Genomic DNA, 25199 nt, shown 5'->3' with positions numbered 1-25199 from the left:
CGTATTATTCCTCGGCTCCCGCGGTAGCGGTGTGACTCATGTCCATGCCTTTGTGTTCAGACATGTCCATTTTCCCGTGGCTATTCATGAACTTGTTAATGACCTGCAAGAACAGTTCAGGATTAGCTGAAGAGAAATATTCCACCGGGTGATTTTCGCTTGGCACAGCCACTTTCTCGAAATCATCCATCGTCATCAGCGTGTTAGGTGCCGCTTTTACTTTGGCAACCCACTGCTGGAACTCCGCATCGTCTTTGGTTGCAATGGCTTTGAACTTCATGCCAGAGAAACCGCGACCACTGAAGTTGGCGGAAATACCGTCGAAAGTTCCTGGCTCGTTGGCAATCAGGTGCAGTTTGGTCTGCATGCCCGCCATCGCGTAGATCTGGCTACCGAGCGTAGGAATAAAGAAGGAGTTCATGACGGAGTTGGAGGTGATTTTGAAGTTAACCGGGGTGTTTGCCGGGAAGGCAATCTGGTTAACTGTCGCAATACCTTGTTCTGGATAAATGAATAACCATTTCCAGTCCAGAGCAACGACGTCAATTTCAACCGGTTTCACGTCAGAGGCCAGGGGTTTGCTTGGCTCCAGCGCATGGGTTGATTTCCAGGTCAGTACACCAAGGAAAACGATGATCAGGATCGGAATGGTCCAGACCACAGCTTCCACTTTATTGGAGTGTGACCAGTTAGGACTGTACTTAGCATTCGTGTTCGACGCCCGATATTTCCAGGCAAACACGACGGCCATTAAGACTGCAGGAATCACGACGATCATCATCAGACCAAAAGCGGTCAGTATCAGCGAACGTTGCTCCAGCGCAATCTGTCCTTTGGGATTTAACAATGCATTATCGCAGCCACTCATTAATAAAGTGCCTGCGATTAATGACAAAATCCCCAAACTTTTATTGTATTTACTGAGTCTCATTTAACGACCTCAATGACAAAGGGCTCTATTGTCGTTTAAGTGTGCGCGCATTTTACGGGAAGGTTTATGCAGTGTAAACCAGCTTAAGGATGTGTCAGAACCATGTTGACACCTTTTGCTAAGGGTGTCACAGATGTTGTTCTCGGTGACAAATTATTAACGTGGACAAGCAGTTGGCAGTAATATAACAAAAAGAGATGGATGCGGGGTTAAACAAAAGTAGGAAAGGAATAACCCTGACTTTTAATACCCAATTATTTAACAATATTGCATCATTTTTTCTCTAATTTTTAACTTAATTAATTGCGTACCGGATTTAAATATCTTGCCCGAAGCGCACACATGATAAAAATATTTTTTGTAAATTGACACGCAAAGACAAATTAGGTTCGCTTAACCAATTGGCTGAAATGGCACCTGCGACTGTGCGATTATGAGGCAAAAGGTCAATTCCCGGCCTTTCTCAATGCGCGATAATCCAGCACCACGCCGGACAGCACACCGCAAAGCGCCAGCGCCATACCGGCTTCAAACAGCGGAGCCAGCCACGCTGAAAGCGTGAGCATGCCCGTTGCATTCAGCGCCAGCGACAGCAGCCACAGCGCCAGTAACCCGCATCCGCCTGCAAACAGCCGTTTCGTCCAGCGGTAGCCTGTGGAAAAATAGCGGCGCGGCAAAAACTGGCCGGTTTTTTGGGTAAAGTCCAGTGTACCGCGACAAAAAGCCAGCAGGGCCAGGCCCGGCAGACCGGCGAAAACGGTAAAGGCATAGAACGTTGGCCAGCCCCAGATCTCGACCAGATAACCGGCTGCAGGTCCCACGTAAACCCGGCCTACCGCTGAAAGCGCAGACAGCAGGGCGAACTGCGTCGCCGAGAAGGACTTATTACACAGCGTCATCAGCAGCGCGACAAACGCAGCGGTTCCCATTCCGCCACACAGGTTCTCAATAAAGACCGCGCTCGCCATGCTCCAGAGGTGTTTGTCGGTGACCGCCAGCAGCCAGTAGCCGAAATTCGACACCGCCTGGAGCAGGCCAAAAATCATTAACGCGCGAAACAGGCTCAGGCGCTGCATCAGCATGCCGCCATAAAGCGCGCCAATGATGGTCGCCAGCAAGCCCAGCGTTTTGTTTACCAGCCCGACGTCGCCCGGATTAAATCCCACGCCGCGAATCAAAAAGGTGGTGGTGAGAGAGGCGGCAAATGCATCGCCGAGCTTGTAAAGAATGATGAGCGTGATCAGCAGCCAGGCGTTGTTGCGATTAAAAAAATCGTGCAGAGGATCGACAACCGCCTGACGTAGCGTACGCGGCGCGGCCTGCGCGTTGTCCGGCTCTTTGGCAAGACAGGTTGCGATAAGACAGGGCAGCAGGAGCAGGGCCATGAGCCAGTAAGTCGCCTCCCAGCCGAGATAGCGATCGGCCAGCCACAGGGCCAGACCGCCCGATATCAACATTGCCAGGCGATAGCCTAACACCGTGATGGCAGCGCCACTTCCGCGTTCTTCCGGCGGCAACACATCCGTTTTCCAGGCATCGAAGACGATATCCTGTGACGCAGAACAGAATGCAATCAGTACCGCCAGTGCCGCCATCAGGGTTAAATCCCGGCTGGGCTGCAAAAAGCCCATTGCCACAATGCTGGCCACCAGTGCCAGTTGCGTAATGAGCAACCAGCCTCTGCGCCGACCAAGAAGCGGCGGCGTGAAGCGATCCATCAGGGGGGACCAGAGAAACTTAAACACATAGGCCTGGCCCACCAGTGAAAAGAATCCGATGGTTTTCAAATCGATATTATCAACCGTCATCCACGCCTGCAGCGTCCCGCTGGTTAAGGCCAGAGGCAAACCTGATGCGAATCCCAGAAGGAGTAAAATGGCTGCATTTTTTTGGCGGAAGACACGGAAGTAGTGATTCATACTGACCTTGAAAAGTGCCCGGCCGGGTGCCGGGCAAAAGACCTGATTAACGGGCGTTTTGTTTGATGAAGTCGTTGACGCTGGTGTCCTGCGCCATATCGGCGATCACGTCGCTCAGCGTAGAATTCACCGCATTGGTGATTTTCTGATTGGTGGCGCTGAAAGCCCCTTCTACGCTGTAGGTCTGGCGGTAATTTTTAATCTGTTTATTGCCATTTTTCGCGGTCGCCACGATAGAGATATCCGCCTTGGTGGTAATGCTGTAACGCACATCACCCTGGGTGACGTCGGCATACAGATTATTGACGATGATTTGCAGATCAACCGCGCCATTAGGACCGACCATATAGCCGCGCGCTGTCATTTGTTTCTCCAGCACTTCCTGAAGTAAGAAACGCAGATCGCGCGACGGGGTCAGGCTGACCAGTTGTCCATCGCGATTAACTTTTGCCAGCGCCTGATCGCGACGCTGATCGGCGCCGTTGATACTCACCGTAATGCCCATCAGGCTCGGATCGCGCTGTGGCAGCTGAATCTTAGGTTGAATGGTCAATGTGTTGTTGCTGGAAGCGCAACCGGCCAGGATAAAAGCAGCCAGCAGCGGGAATAACAGTTTTTTCAACATACGCTTTCTCGTTAGTGTCATGGGTTGGTGTGCAAAAACTGCGGCCATCATAGCAAAGCGGTGCAGTGAATAAAGCCCTTTGCTACAAGGTAAACCGCGCAAGGCGCTTTTTCTTGCTCTCTACCTTTTCATATTCCCCGCCTGACAAGGCACAAGCGAAGAGGGCGACGGAGTGATAATATTGCGTCCGCTGTCGCGTTGCGCAGCCAAAAACGGACTAATATTTAAACAGATGGGGCACAGCGCTCGCCATTGAGGGTAAAACCATGATTCGAGAACAGATAGAAGAGAAGCTGCGCCAGGCTTTTGAGCCGGCTCATCTGGAAGTGCATGATGAAAGCTACCGACACAATGTGCCTGCCGGTTCCGAAAGCCATTTCAAAGTGGTGATTGTCAGCGACGTTTTTACCGGTCAGCGTTTTCTCGCCCGTCATCGCGCAATTTATGGTGAACTCAGTGCTGAGCTGGCGGGAAGTGTTCACGCACTGGCCTTGCATACTTATACCCTGAAAGAGTGGGAAGGATTGCAGGATACGGTACTCGCTTCGCCGAACTGTCGCGGCGCGGGCACACTCGCATAGCATCCCCTCTTTTTAAACGGCCTGCGGGCCGTTTTTGTGTTTTTATCCTTGCTAAACGCGTTACCTGGCTCAAAAAAGCAGCAAACTCCCTGAAAAGTGGTGACTTAGCGTCCTCGACTCATCTCAGTGATGCCGCTATAATGCTGCGTCTATTTTTCCGGAATGTCTTCGGGACGCTTCTGGTAACAGGGATCAGGTTCTCTTCACGGAAGCCGTCCCGGTTGTTAGATACGGCGCATTAATTAATGTGTGGTGTCTGAAGTTGACCGAGCACGTGATTTTTTGAGGTAACAAGATGCAAGTTTCTGTAGAAACCACTCAGGGCCTGGGCCGTCGCATTACGATTACTGTCGCAGCTGACAGCATCGAAAGCGCCGTTAAAAAAGAACTGGTGGATGTGGCGAAGAAAGTCCGTATCGATGGTTTCCGTAAAGGCAAAGTGCCCATGAACATCGTCGCGCAGCGCTACGGTGCTTCTGTGCGCCAGGACGTGCTGGGCGATCTGATGACGCGTAACTTTGTTGACGCCATCATCAAAGAGAAGATCAATCCGGCTGGCGCGCCTAACTATGTGCCAGGCGAATATAAAGAAGGTCAGGACTTCACCTATGCGGTTGAGTTCGAAGTGTATCCAGAAGTTGAGCTGAAAGGCCTGGAAAACATCGAAGTTGAAAAGCCTCAGGTCGAAGTGACCGACGCCGATGTCGATACCATGCTGGAAACGCTGCGCAAGCAGCAGGCTAACTGGATTGAAACCGACGCTGCAGCGGGTGCTGAAGACCGCGCTACCCTCGATTTCACCGGTTCTGTTGACGGCGAAGAATTTGAAGGCGGTAAAGCATCTGACTTCGTTCTGGCCATGGGCCAGGGCCGTATGATCCCAGGCTTTGAAGAAGGCGTTGTGGGTCACAAAGCAGGCGAAACCTTCACTATCGACGTGAAATTCCCTGACGACTACCACGCGGAAAACCTGAAAGGGAAAGACGCGAAGTTCGAGATCGTGCTGAAGAAAGTGGAAACGCGCGAACTGCCAGAACTGACCGAAGAATTCATCAAGCGTTTCGGCGTGGAAGATGGTTCGGTTGCGGGCCTGCGTGCGGAAGTGCGTAAGAACATGGAACGTGAGCTGAAAGGCGCGATTCGTAACCGCGTGAAGACACAGGCTATCGACGGTCTGGTTGAAGCGAACCCTATTGATGTGCCTGCTGCGCTGATCGACAGCGAAATCGACGTTCTGCGTCGTCAGGCTGCACAACGCTTTGGTGGTAACGAGAAGCAAGCGCTGGAACTGCCACGCGAACTGTTCGAAGAGCAGGCGAAGCGTCGCGTTGTGGTTGGTCTGCTGCTGGGCGAAGTGATTCGCACGCACGAGCTGAAAGCCGATGAAGATCGCGTTAAAGTGCTGATCGAAGAAATGGCGTCTGCTTACGAAGATCCGCAGGAAGTGATCGAGTTCTACAGCAAAAATAACGAGCTGATGAACAACATGCGCAATGTGGCGCTGGAAGAGCAGGCGGTTGAAGCTGTGCTGGCGAAAGCCAAAGTTTCTGAAAAAGAAACTAACTTCCAGGAACTGATGAATCAGACCGCTCAGGCCTGATCGTCCGTTTAACCCCTTGTGCTAAAGCCCGCGCCTGAAAAGTCGCGGGCTTTTTTCTGTAATACGCTTTCTGGCAACGGGTCTGTCGCTATTTGATTAATTTTTAGGCGAATTGTTCACGCATCGCTTTTTCCGGGTTAGCGATTGATGAAAAGGTTGTTATGCTTGAAACAACTGAGCACTATCCCAAGATAGAGGGAGTATGCAAAAAACAGTTCGGCTGACTGATTAACCGTCCTGATGTTGTCGGTAAGAGGCAGAGCATAGTTTTTGTTGCTCGTCTTACGTAAAATCGGTACAGAATGTTGCCAATGAAATTTATCCAGGAGACGGTAATGTCATACAGTGGCGATCGTGAGTTTACTGCACCGCAAAATGCGTTGGTGCCAATGGTGGTCGAGCAAACCTCGCGCGGCGAGCGTTCATACGACATCTATTCCCGTCTGCTTAAAGAGCGCGTTATCTTCTTAACCGGTCAGGTAGAAGATCACATGGCTAACCTGATTGTGGCCCAGATGCTGTTTCTGGAAGCGGAGAACCCGGAAAAAGATATTTACCTTTATATCAACTCACCGGGTGGCGTCATTACGGCTGGCATGTCAATTTATGACACCATGAAGTTTATCAAGCCTGACGTCAGCACCATTTGTATGGGCCAGGCCTGCTCAATGGGGGCTTTCCTGCTGACAGCCGGGACGAAAGGCAAGCGTTTCTGCCTGCCAAACTCACGCGTGATGATTCACCAACCGCTGGGTGGCTATCAGGGACAGGCGACCGACATTGAGATTCATGCGCGTGAAATTTTGAAAGTGAAGCAGCGCATGAACGAGCTGATGGCGGAACATACCGGTAAGTCACTGGAAGAAATTGAGCGTGACACTGAGCGTGACCGTTTCCTCTCCGCCAGCGAAGCGGTAGAGTATGGATTGGTCGATTCAATCCTGACGCATCGCCAATAAGCCCTAACTTCACCTTGTCTCTGGTCTATAGTTAACAGGACAAGATAATGACGGGTTGAATGAACATCGGCCGTGTACCCACGGCCAGTGCTGTACGGCTGGTACGGCCTGAGAACAAGAAGAGGTTAACTGATGACAGATAAGCGCAAAGACGGTTCAGGAAAGTTGCTGTACTGCTCTTTTTGCGGCAAAAGCCAGCATGAAGTGCGTAAGCTGATTGCCGGGCCGTCAGTGTATATCTGCGATGAGTGCGTTGATCTGTGTAACGACATTATTCGCGAAGAGATTAAAGAGGTTGCCCCGCATCGCGAACGTAGTGCGCTGCCTACGCCGCATGAGATCCGCCATCACCTCGACGATTATGTTATTGGTCAGGAACGGGCCAAAAAAGTCCTGGCCGTGGCGGTGTACAACCACTACAAACGTTTACGCAACGGGGATACCAGCAACGGTATCGAACTGGGCAAAAGTAACATTCTGCTGATCGGTCCGACCGGTAGCGGTAAAACGTTGCTGGCTGAAACCCTGGCCCGTTTACTGGATGTGCCTTTTACCATGGCGGATGCAACCACGCTGACCGAAGCCGGTTATGTGGGGGAAGACGTCGAAAATATCATCCAGAAGCTGCTGCAAAAATGTGACTACGATGTGCAGAAAGCCCAACGTGGTATCGTCTATATCGATGAAATCGATAAAATTTCACGTAAATCAGACAACCCATCGATCACCCGCGACGTATCGGGTGAGGGTGTGCAGCAGGCGTTACTGAAGTTGATTGAAGGCACCGTCGCCGCCGTGCCGCCGCAGGGTGGCCGTAAGCATCCGCAGCAGGAGTTTTTGCAGGTCGATACCTCTAAGATTCTGTTTATCTGTGGTGGCGCCTTCGCCGGTCTGGATAAGGTTATCTCGCAGCGCGTTGAAACCGGTTCAGGCATTGGCTTTGGCGCAACGGTGAAAGGTAAATCACAGAAGGCAACAGAAGGCGAGTTACTGGCGCAATGTGAGCCGGAAGATCTGATCAAATTTGGCCTGATCCCAGAATTCATTGGCCGTCTGCCTGTGGTAGCCACGCTCAATGAACTGAGTGAGGAAGCGCTGATTCAGATTCTTCGTGAGCCGAAAAACGCACTCACCAAGCAGTATCAGGCGTTGTTTAACCTGGAAGGCGTTGAGCTGGAGTTCCGTGACGAAGCCCTGACGGCGATTGCTAAAAAGGCGATGTCACGTAAAACCGGTGCGCGCGGTCTGCGTTCTATCGTGGAGGGCGCGCTGCTCGAAACCATGTACGATCTGCCGTCCATGGAAGATGTCGAGAAAGTGGTGATTGATGAGTCGGTGATTGAAGGTCAGTCTGAACCCATGCTGATTTATGGCAAGCACGAAGCTCAGGCTTCTGGCGAATAAATAAACAAATCGTCCACATTGTGCCATCTATAAAGGGGAAAATCTTTCCCCTTTTGCATTTCTCACCGTTGTGACATTGAATGTCTGACAATCATCCCCATATACTCAGACACCTGTGGGTTTGACCGCACACCTGCCTGATGCGGTACCCATCACCTTGCGGACACTAAACTAAGAGAGAGCTCTATGAATCCTGAGCGTTCTGAACGCATTGAAATCCCCGTCCTGCCGTTGCGCGACGTGGTAGTTTATCCGCACATGGTAATTCCGTTGTTTGTTGGCCGGGAAAAATCAATTCGGTGCCTCGAAGCCGCAATGGATCATGATAAAAAGATCATGCTGGTCGCACAGAAAGAGGCTTCAACGGATGAACCTGGCATAAACGATCTTTTTTCAGTGGGTACCATTGCCTCCGTACTGCAGATGTTAAAACTGCCAGACGGAACGGTAAAAGTGCTGGTTGAAGGTTTACAGCGTGCCAATATCACTACGCTGGCTGACAACGGTGACCATTTTGTCGCCCAGGCGGAATATCTGGTCTCTCCGGAGATTGAAGAGCGCGAGCAGGAAGTGCTGGTGCGCACGGCGATCAATCAGTTTGAAGGCTATATTAAACTGAATAAAAAGATCCCGCCTGAGGTCTTAACGTCACTCAACAATATTGATGATGCGGCGCGCCTGGCGGATACGGTGGCGGCGCACATGCCATTAAAACTCGCGGATAAACAGTCAGTGCTGGAGATGTCAGACGTCAATGAACGTCTGGAATATCTGATGGCCATGATGGAATCTGAAATCGATCTGCTGCAGGTTGAGAAACGCATTCGCAATCGCGTCAAAAAGCAGATGGAAAAGAGCCAGCGTGAGTACTACCTGAATGAGCAGATGAAGGCCATTCAGAAAGAGCTGGGCGAGATGGATGATACGCCTGACGAGTACGAAGCGTTAAAACGTAAAATCGATGCGGCCAAAATGCCGCAGGAAGCGCGTGAGAAAGCTGAAGCAGAACTGCAGAAGCTAAAAATGATGTCGCCGATGTCTGCCGAGGCGACCGTGGTGCGCGGCTATATCGACTGGATGGTTCAGGTTCCGTGGAATGCGCGCAGCAAAGTGAAGAAAGATCTGCGCAAAGCCCAGGAAACGCTGGATACCGACCATTATGGCCTGGAACGCGTCAAAGACCGCATCCTTGAGTACCTTGCGGTGCAAAGTCGCGTCAGCAAAATTAAAGGGCCGATTCTGTGTCTGGTGGGACCGCCGGGCGTGGGTAAAACCTCGCTTGGTCAGTCTATTGCGAAAGCAACCGGGCGTAAGTATGTACGCATGGCCCTCGGCGGCGTGCGGGATGAAGCGGAAATTCGCGGTCATCGCCGTACCTATATTGGCTCTATGCCGGGCAAGTTGATTCAGAAGATGGCGAAAGTCGGCGTGAAAAACCCGCTGTTCCTGTTGGATGAAATCGACAAAATGTCGTCGGATATGCGCGGCGATCCGGCCTCAGCGCTGCTGGAAGTGCTGGATCCTGAACAGAACATCGCCTTTAACGATCACTATCTGGAAGTCGATTACGATCTGTCTGATGTGATGTTTGTGGCGACGTCGAACTCCATGAACATTCCGGCTCCACTGCTGGATCGTATGGAAGTGATTCGTCTGTCTGGCTATACCGAGGACGAAAAACTCAATATCGCCAAGCAGCATTTACTGCCGAAGCAGATTGAGCGTAACGCCCTGAAATCGTCTGAGATCACCGTCGAAGACAGCGCCATCATCGGCATCATTCGTTACTACACGCGTGAAGCCGGTGTGCGTAGCCTGGAACGTGAACTGTCCAAGCTGTGCCGTAAAGCAGTGAAAACGCTGCTGATGGACAAAACCAAAAAGCACATCACCATTAATGGTGAAAACCTGAAGGATTTCCTTGGGGTGCAGCGTTTTGACTATGGCCGCGCCGACAGCGAAAACCGCGTGGGTCAGGTAACAGGTCTGGCATGGACGGAAGTGGGTGGCGATTTGCTGACCATTGAAACCGCCTGTGTACCGGGCAAAGGCAAGCTGACTTATACCGGTTCGCTGGGCGAAGTCATGCAGGAATCCATTCAGGCCGCGCTGACTGTCGTCCGCGCCCGGGCGGAAAAACTGGGCATCAATGGCGATTTCTATGAAAAACGCGATATCCATGTGCACGTACCGGAAGGCGCGACGCCGAAAGATGGTCCCAGTGCCGGTATTGCCATGTGTACTGCCCTGGTGTCCTGCCTGACCGGTAACCCGGTGCGTTCAAACGTCGCGATGACCGGCGAGATCACCCTGCGTGGTCAGGTCCTGCCTATCGGCGGGCTGAAAGAGAAGCTGCTGGCGGCACACCGCGGTGGTATTAAAGTGGTGCTGATCCCGGACGAAAACAAACGCGATCTGGAAGAAATTCCTCAGAACGTGATTGCCGATCTGGAAATTCATCCGGTCAAACGTATTGAGGAAGTGCTGAACCTGGCACTGGAAAACGCGCCTTACGGTATGCAGGTAGCTACCGCAAAATAGTGATTAATGGCATAAAGCGTTAAAAAGCCGCGCTGGCAACACCAATTGGTGCTTGCCAGCTTTTTTTTGTCCCGCTAATTTAGGTGGCTGCTGAAGCAATGTTATAAGAGGATTACCGTTGTTTCGGCATATAAGGCTTGATATAACTTGCTGCGCGTTCGTGCCCGACAGGAAGCGTGGGTACGATGTGAAATAATAAAGAGGGGATGAATAGAGTGAATAAGTCACAACTGATCGATAAAATTGCTGCCGATGCCGACATTTCTAAAGCAGCAGCAGGACGTGTTTTAGATGCATTTATGGGCTCTGTTTCTGACGCGCTGAAAAGCGGAGATGAAGTGGCGCTGGTAGGTTTCGGCACTTTCTCAGTACGTGAGCGTGCAGCGCGCACCGGCCGTAACCCACAAACCGGTAAAGAGATTACTATCCCGGCAGGTAAAGTACCGGGTTTCCGTGCAGGTAAGGCACTGAAAGACGCTGTCAACTAATGACAACGCCACCACTCAATAACACATTTTCTTGAGTGGATTAGAGGACGGTTAACGCGTTCTCATGTAACATACGGGCACATCAATAAGATGTGCCTTTTTTACATCCGGAGAGGCGGTTTAAGGTTGCGAGACTTGTCTCAACAGGATGCATGCTGCCAGCCAGACTTGCAGCGGAGTAATGCGTCGGGAAGATGGTGTTATTGCGGCAGGGCTTTACATTCACACTACAGCGGAGTGTTGTCATACCATGATGGACAATTTACGCGCGGCGTCGAACCATGTCGTGCTCAAGATTATTTTGGGGTTGATCATTCTCTCCTTTGTGCTGACCGGCGTTGGCAACTATCTGATTGGCGGTAACAACGATTATGCGGCCAAAGTTAATGGCCAGGAGATCAGCCGTGCGCAGTTAGAGCAGGCGTTCAACAACGAGCGCAATCGTCAGCAGCAGATGCTGGGTGATCAGTTCTCGCAGCTTGCGGGCAACGAAGGTTACATGCAGCAGATGCGCCAGCAGGCGCTGTCTCAGCTGATTGACCAGGCATTACTGGATACCTACATAAAAGATCTGCATATTGCCATCAGTGACGATCAGGTCAAACAGGCTATCTTCAGCCAGTCTGCGTTTCAGACCAACGGCAAGTTCGATAATGCTAAATACAATGCGATGATCCGCAATATGGGATTCACGCCGGATCAGTATGCCGAAGCGTTGCGTAAACAACTGGCCACCCAGCAGCTGATCAATGCGGTCGCGAATACCGATTTTATGCTGAAAAATGAAACCACTAAGCTGGTGGATTTGGTGGCGCAAAAGCGTGATATTCAGACGGCTACCCTCGATGTGAATGCTCTGGCTGCAAAGCAAACCGTCAATGACGACGAAATCAACCAGTATTATCAGCAGCATAAAAGCAGCTTTATGGCCCCTGAGCAGTTCCGCGTAAGCTATATCAAACTGGATGCCGCCAGCATGCAGGAAAATGCCAGCGATGCGGATATTCAGGCCTGGTACGATCAACATAAAGCGGACTACACGCAGCCCCAGCGCGATCGTTACAGCGTGATTCAGACCAAAACCGAAGCCGATGCCGACGCTATTCTGGCGCAGCTGAAAGGCGGCGCGGATTTCGCGGAACTGGCAAAAACCAAATCCATTGACCCAATCTCTTCCCGTAAAGGCGGCGATATGGGCTGGCTTGAGCCGTCAACGACGCCAGACGAGCTGAAGAATGCGGGACTGAAAGAAAAGGGTCAGCTTTCCGGTGTAATCAAGTCTTCTGTGGGTTTCCTGATTGCCCGTCTTGACGACATCAAGCCTGAGCAGGTTAAACCGCTGGCGGAAGTACGTGATGAGATCGCGGACGCGGTCAAACAGGATAAAGCACAGGCGGAATTCTACAAACTGCAGCAGAAAGTCAGTGAAGCCGCGAGCAATGATAATGAGTCGCTGGCTGGTGCAGAGCAGGCGTCAGGTATGAAGGCCACAGAAACAGGCTGGTTCAGCCGTGACGATGTGCCTAAAGATCTCGACTTTGATGCCGTTAAGCAGGCCATCTTCAATGGTGGGTTAGTGGGACAAAACGGTGCGCCCGGAAATAACTCTGACATCATCAATGTCGATGGCGATCGTGCCTTTGTGCTGCGTATCAGTGCGCATAAACCCGAAGCGGTGGAACCCCTCGACAAGGTAAAAGCGCAAATCACCGAGACGATCAAGCATGATAAAGCGACGCAACAGGCAAAAGCCCAGGCTGATAAACTGTTAGCCGAGCTGAAAGCCGGTAAACCGGATGTGCTGAAAGCCGCAGGTCTGACGTTAAGCGCCAGCAAAACGGTTGACCGTAACACGCAGGATCCCGTTGCTCAGGCTGCCTTCAACCTGCCAGAGCCAGCGGATAACAAACCGTCATGGGGCGTGGGTGAGGACATGCAAGGCAATGTGGTGCTGATCGCGGTGAATAAGGTTACGACCGGTAGCCTGCCTCAGGCGCAGATTGACGAGATGGTCAAAGGCGTCACGCAAAACAACGCGCAACTGACCTTTGAAGCCTTACTGCAAAACCTGCGTAAAGCGGCCAAAATCAAATACGGTGCCGCTGCTCAAATGCAGTAATCCTCGCAAAATTCAGGTAACAGCTGAAATGACTAAAGGCCGCTTATGCGGCCTTTTCCATTTTAGAACGTTGCCCTTTGAGTCTGTTTAGCGGACATGACACGCTGAGCCTGCTGTTTAACACAAGGAGAAACACAGCATGGCTAAAACCCACTTACATGCCTTTTATCTTTCCCTCGCCCTGTGTGGCGCCCTCGTTCAAACGCCACTGGCAGCGGCGGAAACCCCCAGTGAGACACAGGCTGCACAGGTTTCAATGCCGCATCAGGAGCAGGTCAGTATCAATGAAGCCACGGCGGAGCAACTCTCGGCGGTGATGAATGGCGTTGGTCTGAAAAAGGCGCAGTCTATCGTCAGCTATCGTGAAGAATACGGGCCGTTCACGGCGGTGGATCAACTGAAAGACGTGCCTGGCTTTGGTCACGCGCTGGTGGAGCGAAATGCCTCACGGTTAAAATTGTGAAGTGAAGCGCAACTCTGATGCTTAACCTGCTGTCAGGGCGGGACTCTGCTAGAGTGAACAGGTCCAACCAGTCAATAAGCAGCAGGAGAAGGATCATGCAGACCACGATAAAAGTGCGCGGCTACCATCTGGATGTTTACCAGCATGTTAACAATGCGCGTTATCTGGAGTTTTTAGAGGAAGCGCGCTGGCAATGGCTGGAAGAAGCAGAGGCCTTTACCTGGCTGCTTGAGCAAAAACTGGCTTTTGTGGTGGTAAACATCAATATCAATTATCGTCGCCCGGCCGTATTGGGCGACGTACTGGAGGTCAGCAGTGATATTAAGCAACTCAATGGGAAAAGTGGCATCATCACTCAACACATTTTGTTAGCGGGCAGTGAAACGGTGGTCGCGGATGCTGCACTGACGTTTGTGTGCATTGATCTTCGCACGCAAAAAGCCGTTCCGCTCGAAGGAGAACTGCGGCAGCGACTGGAAAGATTAATGAAGCCGGCCTGATTAAGGCGGCGACACGCCATCGTCGCCGCAAAAGTATTATTCCAGACCGGTTTTGGCCTTCATGGCGGCCATAATGCCAGCGCGATCCTGCTGATAGGCCTTCAGGCCATTGGCCCGCAGATGGCAGGCGGCACAGTCGCCGCAACCATCGCCTTTAATGCCGTTGTAGCAGGTGAGGGTGTCTTCGCGGATTAAGGTGAGCTGCTGCCAGTAATCGGCCAGCGCCCAGGTTTCGGCTTTATTAAGCCACATCAGCGGTGTTTCAAAACGAATGTTACGCGCCATGCCCAGGCTGACGGCATGGTTGAGCGCCTTGACAAACTCATCGCGGCAGTCGGGGTAGCCCGAGAAGTCGGTCTCGCAAACGCCTGTGATGACCGCTTCCGCTTCAACCTGATAGGCATAAACTGATGCCAGGGTCAGAAACAGGATATTGCGGCCGGGGACAAAGGTGCTGGGCAGGCCGGTTGCAGTCGGGTCATACGATGGCACCGGGATGCTGTCACGCGTCAGGCTGCTCACCGCCAGCGCATTCAGCATCGTCACATCCAGCACTTTATGAGCACGGGCACCCAGCTTCAGGGCCAGGTCGCGGGCAACGTCAATCTCTTCACGATGACGCTGACCGTAATCAAAGGTCACACAGTGCACTTCATCATAACGTTGCAAAGCCTGAACCAGACAGGTGGTGGAGTCTTGCCCACCGCTAAACACCACAACAGCGCGTTTCATGAGATATCCCAGTTTAAACATTTGCGCTTATGGTAATACCTGAGTGCGCCGCTGAACAGCTGCAGGCGGCGATCACATCAGGTTATATCTGCCTGGCGGGGTGAAATATTATTCCAGTTCGCGCTGCCAGGGCGTGATATCACCAATATGTTGTGCGACCCAGTCAGGCTGGTAGTAAGTGTCAGGATAGCGCTCGCCGCTGTCGCACAGCAGGGTAACCAGTGAACCCTGTTGGTTATTGTCGCGCAGGCGTTTGGCCACCTGCATCATGCCCCAGAAGTTTGTGCCGGTAGACGGGCCCGGTTTACGCCCCAGCAGGGTTTCCAGCTTAAGCATGGCGGCAATCGAGGCTGCATCCGGGACTTTGATCATTTCATCAATAACGTCGGGCATAAACGACGGTTCCACGCGCGGACGTCCAATGCCTTCAATCATGCTGCCGCGCTGACCGGTGAGCAAGGCATCACGGTTTCGCCAGTAGTCGTAAAACACGGAATGCTCCGGATCAACAACCAGCAAACGGGTATCGCATCCCTGATAGCGAATGTAGCGGCCAAGCGTGGCGGAGGTCCCACCGGTTCCCGCACTCATAATCAGCGTATGAGGAACAGGAAAAGGCTCATTCGCCATCTGGCGGAAAATACTCTCGGCAATGTTGTTATTGCCGCGCCAGTCAGTTGCCCGCTCTGCATAGGTGAACTGATCCATGAAGTGGCCATTCAGTTCCCGCGCCAGCCGTTCTGATTCGGCATAAAGCTGACAGGGATCGCTCACAAAATGACACTGTCCACCATAGAACGTGATTTGTTCGATTTTACGTCGGGCCGTACTGGCTGGCATCACGGCGATAAAGGGCAGGCCCAGCAGGCGGGCAAAATACGCCTCTGAGACGGCGGTGCTGCCCGATGACGCTTCAATCACGGGCGTACCCTGTTTGATCCAGCCATTAGCGAGAGCATAAAGAAACAATGACCGCGCCAGACGGTGTTTCAGGCTACCGCTGGGATGCGTACTTTCGTCTTTCAGATAGAACCCGATTCCCGGGAAATCGGGCAATGCAAAGCGGATCAGATGCGTATCCGCAGAGCGTTGAAAGTCAGCATTGATTTCGTTTATCGCGTGGCGTATCCAGCATGAAGACATAAGGGTTATTTCCGACCGGGTGAAAGCCCCCTATTTTAAGGCACGTGCAGGAAAAAGAGCTTGCAGCTTTTGCAGTAAGATCGGCGTAATGGAGAAAAAATTTCTACCGGAGTGCGCATGTTAGATAAAATCGACCTTAAACTGCTGGCGATGCTGCAGCAGGATTGCACAGTTTCGCTCCAGGTACTGGCGGATGCGGTTAACCTCACCACCACGCCCTGCTGGAAGCGCCTGAAAAAGCTGGAAGAAGATGGCTTCATCCGCGCACGCGTTGCCCTACTTGATAATGAAAAACTCGGCCTGTCACTTACCGCCTTTATGTTTGTGAAAACCACCCAGCACAGCAAAGACTGGTATCAGGAATTTGTGTCGGTAGTGCAAAGCATGCCTGAAGTGATGGGCTTCTATCGCATGGCCGGGGAGTATGATTATCTGCTGCGTATTCAGGTTGCCGACATGAAAAGTTATGATGCCTTCTATAAGCGTTTAGTTAATGGTGTAACAGGCCTGATCGATGTGACCTCCAGCTTTGCGATGGAAGAGATCAAATACACTACAGCCCTGCCGGTTGCCCCCTGATTACCTGAGATTGAGAGCTGCCTTGTGCGATTATTCAGCCAGTTAAGTTGGTATTTTATCCGTGAGTGGCGGCGTTATCTGGGCGCCGTCACTTTATTAATCATCATTGCCGTGCTGCAACTTCTGCCGCCGTGGGTGGTTGGCGTGGTGGTTGACGGCGTAACGCATCACAGCATGAGCGCCAGCCGCATTATGATGTGGATTGGGGTGATGCTGCTGACTGCCGTCGTGGTTTATCTGCTGCGTTATGTCTGGCGCGTGCTGTTGTTTGGCGCGTCCTATCAACTCGCCGTCGAATTACGCGAGGACTTTTACCGTCAGCTCAGCCGACAGCAGCCCGCCTTTTACCTGCGCCATCGCACCGGCGATCTCATTGCCCGTGCCACGAACGATGTGGATCGCGTGGTTTTTGCTGCCGGGGAAGGCGTGCTCACGCTGGTGGATTCGCTGGTGATGGGATGTGTTGTGCTGATTGCCATGAGTACCCAAATCAGCTGGCAGTTAACGCTGATTTCGCTTATTCCGATGCCGTTTATGGCACTGGTGATTCACCGCTATGGCGAGCAACTCCATAACCGTTTCAAACTGGCTCAGGCTGCCTTTTCCAGCCTGAACGATCAAACGCAGGAGAGCCTGACCAGTATCCGTATGATCAAAGCATTTGGACTTGAGCAGCATCAGTCCCAACAGTTTGCCGATATTGCACGCGATACCGGCGAAAAAAATCTGCGCGTCGCCCGGGTGGATGCGCGTTTCGATCCCACCATCTATATTGCCATTGGTTTTGCCAACCTGCTGGCGATAGGCGGCGGAAGCTGGCTGGTGTGGCACGGAGACATGACGCTGGGCCAGCTCACCAGCTTTGTAATGTATCTTGGCCTGATGATTTGGCCGATGCTGGCGCTGGCATGGATGTTTAACATCGTTGAACGAGGCAGCGCAGCCTGGAGCCGCATCCGCGCATTATTATCCGAAGCGCCAGTGGTGGAAGACGGTGATCACACCTTGCCTGAGCCAGCGGGAACGCTGCAGGTGGCTATCCGCGAGTTTCATTATCCCGCCAGTGCCGGTGCGGTATTAAGCAATGTCACGTTCCAGTTAAAACCGGGCGATATGCTGGGGCTGTGTGGCCCGACCGGCAGTGGTAAAACCACGTTACTGAGTCTGATTCAGCGTCATTTCGACATTCAGCAAGGTGATATTCGCTACCAAGCCATCCCGCTGCCGTCGCTGCGTCTGGACAGCTGGCGCAGTCGCCTGGCCGTGGTGAGCCAAACTCCGTTCCTGTTCTCGGACAGCGTGGCCCGTAATATTGCGTTGGGTAAGCCCAACGCCACGCAGGACGAGATTGAGCAGGCGGCGAAAATGGCCTGCGTGCACGAGGATATTCTGCGTCTGCCGCAGGGCTATGAAACCGAAGTGGGCGAGCGCGGCGTCATGCTGTCGGGTGGTCAAAAACAACGTATTTCCATCGCCCGTGCCTTGCTGATGAATGCGGAAATTCTGGTGCTTGATGATGCACTCTCGGCGGTTGATGGTCGCACTGAACACGACATCCTGCATAATCTGCGGCAGTGGGGCAGAGGGCGAACGATCATTATCAGTGCGCATCGTTTGTCGGCGCTGACAGAGGCCAGCGAAATTCTGGTGCTGCAAAAAGGCACGGTGGCACAACGTGGCGATCATGCCGGGCTGGCAAATATGCCTGGCTGGTATCGCGATATGTACCGTTACCAACAGCTGGAAGCGGCACTGGACGAAGATGAGAGGGAAGAAGAGGTGGCACATGGCTAAATCACAACGTATGTGGCCAACGCTCAAACGCCTGCTCAGCTATGGCAGCCCGTGGCGCAAGTCATTGTCTCTGGCCGTGTTGATGCTGTGGATTGCGGCCGCGGCAGAAGTGACCGGTCCGGTTCTGGTGAGCTATTTTATTGATAATCTGGTCGCAAAGCATCAGATGCCGTGGGGCACGGTGGCGGGACTGGTCGTAAGTTTTATCCTGTTGCAGCTTCTGGCTGCCGCTTTGCATTACTGGCAGGCCTTACTGTTTAACCGGGCCGCCATTGGTGTGGTACAGCGCCTGCGTACCGACGCCATGAATGCGGCACTGCGCCAGCCGCTCGGCGCCTTTGATACGCAGCCAGTCGGGCAAATTATTTCCCGGGTCACGAATGATACCGAAGTTGTTCGGGATCTGTACGTCACGGTGGTGGCAACGGTGCTGCGTAGCGCCGCGCTGGTCGGTGCCATGATGGTGGCGATGTTTAGTCTGGACTGGCGCATGGCGCTGGTGGCGATGTTAATTTTCCCGATGGTGCTCATTGTGATGCTGATTTATCAGCGCTACAGCACGCCGATAGCCCGTCGTGTACGCAGCTACCTGGCAGACATTAATAATGGCTTCAATGAAGTCATCAGCGGAATGAGCGTGATACAACAGTTTCGCCAGCAGGCGCGCTTTGGTGAACGCATGCTGGAGGCCAGCCGTTCACATTATCTGGCGCGCATGGAAACGCTCAGGCTGGATGGTTTTCTGCTACGGCCGCTGCTGAGCCTGTTCTCCGCGCTGATACTCTGCGGATTACTGTTGCTGTTCAGCTTTTCGGTGCCGGGTGTGTTTGAAGTTGGGGTGCTTTACGCCTTTATTACCTACCTGGGGCGCCTCAATGAACCGCTGATCGAACTGACCACCCAGCAGTCGATGCTGCAACAGGCGGTCGTGGCGGGCGAACGTATTTTTGAACTCATGGATGCGCCACAGCAGCATTACGGTCATGACGATCGGCCTCTGCAATCGGGGCGCATTACGCTGGAGAACCTGAGCTTTGCCTACCGGGACGATCGTGAGGTGCTGAGTAATATTGATCTCGACGTGCCTTCGCGGGGCTTTGTCGCCCTGGTGGGACATACCGGCAGCGGCAAGAGCACCCTGGCAAATTTGCTGATGGGCTATTACCCCGCCACGCGCGGCGAGGTGCGCCTGGACGATCGTCCGCTTAACCAGTATTCCCATGAGGCACTGCGTCGCGGTATCGCGATGGTACAGCAGGATCCGGTGGTGCTGGCCGACACGCTGTTAGCGAATGTACGGCTGGGTCGGGATATCAGTGAAGAGGCGGTCTGGTCAGTACTTGAACAGGTACAGCTGGCCCCGCTGGCGCGCGCCTTGCCTGACGGTATCCATACCCGACTGGGAGAGCAGGGTAATAATCTCTCGGTAGGGCAGAAACAGTTACTGGCCCTGGCTCGGGTGCTGGTGCAACTGCCGCAGATTTTAATACTGGATGAAGCTACCGCGAATATTGACTCCGGCACGGAGCAGGCGATCCAACACACGCTGCGCACCTTACGTCAATATACGACCCTGGTAGTGATTGCTCACCGCCTTTCCACTATCACCGAGGCCGATACGATTCTGGTTTTGCACCGTGGCCGCGTTGTCGAGCAGGGGAATCATCAGCAGCTGCTGGCCTTGCAGGGCCGTTACTGGCAAATGTACCAGCTGCAGCAGGCAGGTGATCGGCTCGAATCGGATGAGGCGCTGACCAGCGCCGGATGATCTGCACCTTTTTTGCGCATTTTTTCCTTGTTGACCCGTTTGGATGCACGTCTTTGTGCTTAACAGCACCAAAAGCGTGCATCCGCTTCGTTTAGTCATCCCATTACTGCGCTCTGCTTATTTATTCTGCGTTTCCTAACCCTGATTCCATCGCAGCCTGAAAAGTGATTTTGCCCATTAATTATATCTGGCACAGGCTTTGCTTAAGTCTCTCCGTGTCCATGAGACCGACCTATTTTAATCCTTAAGGAGAGGCTATGAAGCTGGTTACCGTCGTGATTAAGCCGTTCAAGCTGGAAGATGTGCGAGAAGCATTGTCTTCAATTGGTATTCAGGGACTGACCGTCTCCGAAGTTAAAGGTTTTGGGCGTCAGAAAGGACATGCTGAACTCTATCGCGGGGCGGAATACAGCGTAAATTTTCTGCCGAAAGTAAAAATTGATATCGCCATTGCCGATGACCAACTGGACGAAGTAGTGGACGTAATCAGTAAAGCGGCTTACACCGGAAAAATTGGCGACGGCAAGATTTTCGTTGCTGAACTGCAGCGCGTGATTCGCATACGTACCGGCGAAACCGACGAAGCCGCACTGTAAACAAGACTCAGTAATGTGATGGGATGGAAAAAAATGAATAAAATGCTGACCAAGTTGGGCCTGACCAGCCTGGCACTGTTACCGTCGCTGGCGATGGCGGCACCTGCCGTAGCGGACAAAGCCGACAACGCCTTTATGATGATTTGCACCGCACTGGTGCTGTTTATGTCAATTCCTGGGATTGCACTGTTTTACGGCGGCCTGATCCGCAGTAAAAACGTGCTGTCGATGCTCACACAGGTTGCGGTGACCTTCTCACTGGTGTGCGTACTGTGGGTGGTTTATGGCTACTCACTGGCCTTCAGCGAAGGCAATGCCTTCTTTGGCAGCTTCAACTGGGCCATGCTGAAAAACATTGCACTGACCGCCGTCATGGGCACCTTTTATCAGTATATTCACGTCGCGTTCCAGGCATCCTTTGCCTGTATCACGGTCGGTCTGGTCGTCGGTGCGCTGGCGGAACGTATCCGTTTCTCCGCGGTGCTGATTTTTGTCGGTGTCTGGCTGACCCTGGCTTATCTTCCCATTGCGCATATGGTCTGGGCGGGCGGCTTACTGGCTCAGGATGGCGCACTGGACTTCGCGGGCGGCACGGTGGTGCACATTAACGCTGCGGTAGCCGGTCTGGTTGGTGCTTACCTGGTGGGCAAACGTGCCGGTTTTGGCAAAGAAGCATTCAAACCACACAACCTGCCGATGGTATTCACCGGTACTGCGATTCTGTATGTTGGCTGGTTTGGTTTTAACGCCGGTTCAGCTTCCGCTGCGAATGAAATTGCTGCTCTGGCCTTCCTGAATACCGTGGTTGCGACGGCGGGTGCGGTGCTGGCCTGGACTTTTGGCGAGTGGGCGCTGCGTGGTAAACCGTCTTTGTTAGGTGCCTGTTCTGGATTTATTGCTGGTCTGGTTGCCATCACGCCGGCTTGTGGTTATGTCGGTGTTGGCGGCGCGCTGATCATCGGTATCGTGGGTGGTCTGGCAGGTATCTGGGGCGTGACAACGCTGAAAAAATGGCTGCGCGTTGACGATCCCTGCGATGTGTTTGGTGTCCACGGTGTCTGTGGCATCATCGGTTGTATCCTGACCGGCGTGTTTGCTTCATCTTCACTGGGCGGCGTGGGTTATGCGCCTGGCGTGACCATGGGCCATCAGGTTGCGATTCAGTTGCTGAGCGTGGGCGTTACCATTGTCTGGTCTGCCGTCGTTGCCTTTATTGGCTTTAAACTGGCCGATATGATCGTCGGTCTGCGCGTACCGGAAGAGCAGGAGCGCGAAGGTCTGGACGTCAACAGCCATGGCGAGAACGCTTACAACCAGTAACTTGTCAGTCTGAATAAATAAAAAGGGGCGATGATTCGCCCCTTTTTGCTATTCGCTGCGCTGACGCATAACGCCTTCCTGCACAGTAGACGCGACCAGCTCACCCTGTTGATTGTAAAACTCCCCGCGAACAAAGCCGCGTGCACCCGATGCTGAGGTGCTTTCAACGCTGTAAAGCAGCCAGTCATTGAAGTTCAGTGGCCGATGGAACCACATAGAGTGATCAATGGTCGCCACCTGCATATCGGCTTCAAGAAAACCTTTACCATGCGGTTGTAAGGCCACAGGCAGAAAGTTGAGATCGGACGCATAGCCAAGGAGGTACTGATGGATACGCACATCGTCGGGCAGGGTGCCATTGGCCCGAATCCACACCTGACGCTGCGGTTTATCGACATGGCCTCTTAACGGGTTGTGGATCTGTACCGGGCGGATTTCCAGCGGGCGTTCAGCGACAAATTTTTCGCGTAATTTTTCCGGCAGCATATGCGCCATTTTTTGCGCCATTTGCTGCTCATTGGCCAGGTTTTCCGGTCCTTTAACCTGCGGCATCGGTTTTTGATGTTCAAACCCGCTTTCCGGAGACTGGAAGGATGCCGTCATATAAAAGATCGGCTGACCATTTTGGATGGCACTGACGCGGCGCGCGCTGAAACTTTTGCCGTCGCGCAGACTTTCAACATCGTAAATAATCGCCTTTTGGCTGTCGCCGGGGCGAAGAAAATAGCTGTGAAAGGAGTGAACGCCCCGATCCTCGGGAACGGTCTGTTTGGCCGCAAAGAGAGCCTGTCCAACGACCTGACCACCAAATACCTGACGCAGGCCCAAATCTTCGCTCTGGCCGCGAAATAACCCCTCGTCGAGTTTTTCCAGATGAATAAGATTAAGCAGATTTTCGAGTGCCTGACTCATGGCGCTATCCTGAGAAAATGTATTTTGTTAAGTGTGAAAGATCCGACCAGTTTCCGTCAACCACACTTTTGGACTTTCATCCAACCAGGCAAACTTTTGATTTTGTGCCAACATTAAAGCTATACGGCGAGTGAAACGCTGTAATAAAGATTCACTGCTAAAAATCATTCTGATCAAAAGGAGACGACATCGATGAAATTCTGGCATGTGTTAAGTGGCGTCGCGATGGCAATGGCTCTCGCAGGTTGTGCCCATAAAGGAAAACCGGTACCGACACCGACATTGGGTTCTGCGGTCGCAGGACAAACGGCGACCATCGCTCAGCCTAATGTAAGCGGGGCGGTTTATATTCGTCAGCGTATCGCGTTACCGCCTGATGCAGCCCTGACAGTGACCCTGTCTGATGCATCGGTGGCAGATGCACCGTCCAAAGTGTTGGCACAGCGCGTGGTTCGCACCGACGGGAAACAGGCGCCGTTCCATTTCATACTGCCGTTTAACCCAGCGGATGTTCAGCCAAATGCACGCATTCTGTTGAGCGCAGCTATTACGGTTAATGGCAAGCTGGCCTTTGTCACGGAAGAAGTGAAACCGGTCGTGAATCAGGGCGGCACCAAAGCCGATCTGGTGTTAGTGCCCGTGCCTTCTGTACCGATGAAGACTCAGCCTGGCGCCGTCACCACTGTGCCACCGACATCGCCCACGCAGGTTACGCCGTCCGCCGCCGTGCCGGCACCGACAACGATGTAAGGCTCTGAGGCAGGGCGGCGCGCTGTGCCGCCCTGCAGTATTAAAACTGCCAGCGAAACTTAGCCAGATCGATCTGACCTGCCTCCGTAACTTCCACGCCTTCCGCTTCCAGCGCTTCACGCTGACGAAAAAAACGTTCGCCCTGGAGCGAAAGCGTACCGTGACGATTAATCACCCGATGCCAGGGAAGCGTACTGCCTTCCGGTAAGCGGCTCAGAACGCCGCCCACCTGGCGCGCCGCACGGGGCGAGCCTGCCAGTAATGCCACATCGCCATAGGTGGTGACCTTGCCGGGCGGAATGGCGGCCACAATTTGCCAGATACGTTGTTTAAAGCCGTCAGTGGTTGAGTCCATAGGCTTACCTGCCAGTAAAAGAACCATAATGCTAACATAAAGGGGGTAATTTACAGGGATCGTACAAGAAACCAACGGTCATCCGTGCCAGGCTTGCAATTGCCATAGGCTTCCCCGATAATGCCTGCGCTCTCGATATGAGGGCTTGTCAATGGGGGCCCTGTTGGTTCTCCCGCAATGCTAGCTTGTGAACTCGGTCAGGTCCGGAAGGAAGCAGCCGCAGCAGGTGACGCGTGTGCCGGGATGTAGCTGGCAGGGCCTCCACCATTTTGTCTCCACCCGATTCCTCTCTTGTCACTCGTTTTTTTTGACACGCCTCTTTCTTCGCAGGCAGGCAAAGCTCGCCTGGGCCGATCCATTGCCGGCAGGCGAGTCAAACAGAAACGGGCGGGTTAAATCAGATTAAACGTAACGCAAAAATTAACTTAGCGTACAAATTTCCATACTGACACGGGGACTTTGTCATACAGTTTGTTCATCGTCAGTTCAGCCAGGCGGTGATCGGCTGCGGAGTAAAATACGGCTAATTCATCATCGGACAATTCATACTTATTTTTCTCAATCACTCTTTCGAGCGTGTCAATTGAGCGACAACGTCTCAGTCGCATCAAATAATCAGTTTTAGTCAGGGTTTTGTTCATAAATAAACCGTTCTCACGTCAGTACTATAATGAATGGCTTGGCTGTTGAAGATAAGCGCACTCTTCTTGAAACAGATTAAATAAACGTTTTGCTGAACGTTGCCAGCGCTGCAGATCCTGAGTGTTAACGCTATAGTTGCTAAATAGCATAAAAGTATCATCAAGATATTCATCGATTTGGGTAATCAGCGCTTCGTCTTCTGCATGCTTAATTTTGTAATTCATAGTGAAAGAGGCGATATGCTCTATCAGATCGTTCAGCTGTAAATTACCATCGGCAGTAGGGTCATTTACCCAGCCATGATGGCTGTCGGTTAATGTTGCCATACTGGCGTCAAACAAACTCTCACACACGTATTTAAGCTGGGCAATATCATGCCGTTTCGGTGAGTATTCGTCCATCTTTTTCCCCTCCGTAGCTAGCAAAGTTACCGCAATGCGGCCAGGTTCGGTGAAGCGGCCAGGAAGTGGTGGTTGGG

General features: G+C 52.6%; 24 protein-coding genes and 1 other RNA gene. 16 read left to right on the top strand and 9 right to left on the bottom strand.

Annotation, left to right across the window (positions count from 1 at the left end; all coding sequences use genetic code 11):
- Nucleotides 1-4 precede the first annotated feature (4 nt).
- The 3 genes from cyoA to RAC90_RS13525 all read right to left on the bottom strand — a co-directional run bounded on the left by cyoA (nucleotide 5) and on the right by RAC90_RS13525 (nucleotide 3475).
- A complete protein-coding gene (gene cyoA, locus RAC90_RS13535) occupies nucleotides 5-931 on the bottom strand; it encodes a cytochrome o ubiquinol oxidase subunit II (RefSeq protein WP_033738657.1) in 927 nt (308 codons plus the stop codon).
- A 446-nt stretch (nucleotides 932-1377) separates the two neighbouring features.
- Complete coding sequence (ampG, locus tag RAC90_RS13530) at nucleotides 1378-2850, bottom strand: muropeptide MFS transporter AmpG (protein WP_205951345.1); 1473 nt, start codon at nucleotides 2848-2850, stop codon at nucleotides 1378-1380.
- A gap of 46 nt (nucleotides 2851-2896) precedes the next feature.
- Nucleotides 2897-3475, bottom strand: a complete 579-nt coding sequence (locus tag RAC90_RS13525; protein ID WP_006117962.1) for a lipoprotein — start codon at nucleotides 3473-3475, stop codon at nucleotides 2897-2899.
- A gap of 266 nt (nucleotides 3476-3741) precedes the next feature.
- Here RAC90_RS13525 and bolA point away from each other — a divergent pair, with 266 nt between their 5' ends.
- From bolA to RAC90_RS13480, 9 genes are all read left to right on the top strand, one after another.
- Nucleotides 3742-4056 carry a transcriptional regulator BolA gene (gene bolA / locus RAC90_RS13520; protein WP_185199659.1) on the top strand — a complete coding sequence of 105 codons (315 nt, stop codon included), beginning with the start codon at nucleotides 3742-3744 and terminating at the stop codon, nucleotides 4054-4056.
- Between the two features lie 295 nt (nucleotides 4057-4351).
- Nucleotides 4352-5656, top strand: coding sequence for a trigger factor (gene tig, locus RAC90_RS13515; RefSeq protein ID WP_033738663.1), 1305 nt, complete (start codon nucleotides 4352-4354; stop codon nucleotides 5654-5656).
- Nucleotides 5657-5991: 335 nt separating this feature from the next.
- On the top strand, nucleotides 5992-6615 hold the full coding sequence (gene clpP, locus RAC90_RS13510) for an ATP-dependent Clp endopeptidase proteolytic subunit ClpP (RefSeq protein ID WP_058708280.1): 624 nt from the start codon (nucleotides 5992-5994) through the stop codon (nucleotides 6613-6615).
- Nucleotides 6616-6747: 132 nt separating this feature from the next.
- Nucleotides 6748-8019 carry an ATP-dependent protease ATP-binding subunit ClpX gene (gene clpX / locus RAC90_RS13505; RefSeq protein ID WP_033738665.1) on the top strand — a complete coding sequence of 424 codons (1272 nt, stop codon included), beginning with the start codon at nucleotides 6748-6750 and terminating at the stop codon, nucleotides 8017-8019.
- 186 nt (nucleotides 8020-8205) lie between these two features.
- On the top strand, nucleotides 8206-10560 hold the full coding sequence (lon, locus tag RAC90_RS13500; RefSeq protein ID WP_033738666.1) for an endopeptidase La: 2355 nt from the start codon (nucleotides 8206-8208) through the stop codon (nucleotides 10558-10560).
- A gap of 215 nt (nucleotides 10561-10775) precedes the next feature.
- Nucleotides 10776-11048 (top strand): nucleoid-associated protein HU-beta, encoded by a 273-nt coding sequence (hupB, locus tag RAC90_RS13495; RefSeq protein WP_006117956.1) that lies wholly within the window; start codon nucleotides 10776-10778, stop codon nucleotides 11046-11048.
- Between the two features lie 250 nt (nucleotides 11049-11298).
- Nucleotides 11299-13167, top strand: a complete 1869-nt coding sequence (gene ppiD / locus RAC90_RS13490; RefSeq protein ID WP_039338626.1) for a peptidylprolyl isomerase — start codon at nucleotides 11299-11301, stop codon at nucleotides 13165-13167.
- A gap of 139 nt (nucleotides 13168-13306) precedes the next feature.
- Nucleotides 13307-13630 (top strand): helix-hairpin-helix domain-containing protein, encoded by a 324-nt coding sequence (locus tag RAC90_RS13485; protein WP_033738667.1) that lies wholly within the window; start codon nucleotides 13307-13309, stop codon nucleotides 13628-13630.
- Nucleotides 13631-13725: 95 nt separating this feature from the next.
- Nucleotides 13726-14130: a thioesterase family protein gene (locus tag RAC90_RS13480; RefSeq protein ID WP_006117953.1), complete on the top strand. Its 405-nt coding sequence runs from the start codon at nucleotides 13726-13728 to the stop codon at nucleotides 14128-14130.
- A 36-nt stretch (nucleotides 14131-14166) separates the two neighbouring features.
- Here the strand turns inward: RAC90_RS13480 and queC are convergent, their stop codons facing one another.
- Together queC and RAC90_RS13470 are read right to left on the bottom strand one after the other, a co-directional pair.
- On the bottom strand, nucleotides 14167-14862 hold the full coding sequence (queC, locus tag RAC90_RS13475; RefSeq protein WP_006117951.1) for a 7-cyano-7-deazaguanine synthase QueC: 696 nt from the start codon (nucleotides 14860-14862) through the stop codon (nucleotides 14167-14169).
- 108 nt (nucleotides 14863-14970) lie between these two features.
- Nucleotides 14971-16005 carry a PLP-dependent cysteine synthase family protein gene (locus RAC90_RS13470; protein WP_033738668.1) on the bottom strand — a complete coding sequence of 345 codons (1035 nt, stop codon included), beginning with the start codon at nucleotides 16003-16005 and terminating at the stop codon, nucleotides 14971-14973.
- A gap of 117 nt (nucleotides 16006-16122) precedes the next feature.
- Here RAC90_RS13470 and RAC90_RS13465 point away from each other — a divergent pair, with 117 nt between their 5' ends.
- The 5 genes from RAC90_RS13465 (at nucleotide 16123) to amtB (ending at nucleotide 22062) form a co-directional block, all read left to right on the top strand.
- The gene (locus tag RAC90_RS13465) at nucleotides 16123-16584 is read left to right on the top strand and encodes an Lrp/AsnC family transcriptional regulator (protein WP_033738670.1); all 462 of its coding nucleotides are present in this window, start codon (nucleotides 16123-16125) and stop codon (nucleotides 16582-16584) included.
- A 24-nt stretch (nucleotides 16585-16608) separates the two neighbouring features.
- Nucleotides 16609-18378 (top strand): SmdA family multidrug ABC transporter permease/ATP-binding protein, encoded by a 1770-nt coding sequence (locus RAC90_RS13460; protein WP_375124445.1) that lies wholly within the window; start codon nucleotides 16609-16611, stop codon nucleotides 18376-18378.
- On the top strand, nucleotides 18371-20146 hold the full coding sequence (locus RAC90_RS13455; protein WP_205959251.1) for a SmdB family multidrug efflux ABC transporter permease/ATP-binding protein: 1776 nt from the start codon (nucleotides 18371-18373) through the stop codon (nucleotides 20144-20146). The genes RAC90_RS13460 and RAC90_RS13455 overlap by 8 nt, the downstream gene beginning before the upstream one ends.
- Nucleotides 20147-20403: 257 nt before the next feature.
- Nucleotides 20404-20742 (top strand): P-II family nitrogen regulator, encoded by a 339-nt coding sequence (gene glnK, locus RAC90_RS13450; RefSeq protein WP_003850469.1) that lies wholly within the window; start codon nucleotides 20404-20406, stop codon nucleotides 20740-20742.
- Nucleotides 20743-20775: 33 nt separating this feature from the next.
- Nucleotides 20776-22062, top strand: coding sequence for an ammonium transporter AmtB (amtB, locus tag RAC90_RS13445; protein ID WP_033738675.1), 1287 nt, complete (start codon nucleotides 20776-20778; stop codon nucleotides 22060-22062).
- Between the two features lie 48 nt (nucleotides 22063-22110).
- Here the strand turns inward: amtB and tesB are convergent, their stop codons facing one another.
- Entirely contained in the window at nucleotides 22111-22974 is an 864-nt protein-coding gene (tesB, locus tag RAC90_RS13440) for an acyl-CoA thioesterase II (protein ID WP_006117944.1), read from the bottom strand.
- Nucleotides 22975-23166: 192 nt separating this feature from the next.
- Here tesB and RAC90_RS13435 point away from each other — a divergent pair, with 192 nt between their 5' ends.
- Nucleotides 23167-23724 (top strand): YbaY family lipoprotein, encoded by a 558-nt coding sequence (locus RAC90_RS13435; RefSeq protein WP_006117943.1) that lies wholly within the window; start codon nucleotides 23167-23169, stop codon nucleotides 23722-23724.
- A 40-nt stretch (nucleotides 23725-23764) separates the two neighbouring features.
- Here RAC90_RS13435 and RAC90_RS13430 read toward each other — a convergent pair whose 3' ends face one another.
- Nucleotides 23765-24079, bottom strand: coding sequence for an MGMT family protein (locus tag RAC90_RS13430; protein WP_033738677.1), 315 nt, complete (start codon nucleotides 24077-24079; stop codon nucleotides 23765-23767).
- 161 nt (nucleotides 24080-24240) lie between these two features.
- Here RAC90_RS13430 and ffs point away from each other — a divergent pair.
- Nucleotides 24241-24337: signal recognition particle sRNA small type (ffs, locus tag RAC90_RS13425), an RNA gene on the top strand.
- 167 nt (nucleotides 24338-24504) lie between these two features.
- Here the strand turns inward: ffs and RAC90_RS13420 are convergent.
- Together RAC90_RS13420 and tomB are read right to left on the bottom strand one after the other, a co-directional pair.
- Nucleotides 24505-24720, bottom strand: coding sequence for an HHA domain-containing protein (locus RAC90_RS13420; protein ID WP_006117940.1), 216 nt, complete (start codon nucleotides 24718-24720; stop codon nucleotides 24505-24507).
- A gap of 24 nt (nucleotides 24721-24744) precedes the next feature.
- Nucleotides 24745-25122, bottom strand: coding sequence for an Hha toxicity modulator TomB (tomB, locus tag RAC90_RS13415; RefSeq protein WP_039338473.1), 378 nt, complete (start codon nucleotides 25120-25122; stop codon nucleotides 24745-24747).
- Between the last annotated feature and the right edge of the window lie 77 nt (nucleotides 25123-25199).

This window comes from Pantoea sp. CS_6, assembly GCF_041954745.1.
GTDB classification, from domain to species: Bacteria; Pseudomonadota; Gammaproteobacteria; order Enterobacterales; family Enterobacteriaceae; genus Pantoea; species Pantoea stewartii.
The sequence above is the reverse complement of the archived record's forward strand: the minus strand, read 5'-3'. Positions and strand labels throughout refer to the sequence as shown.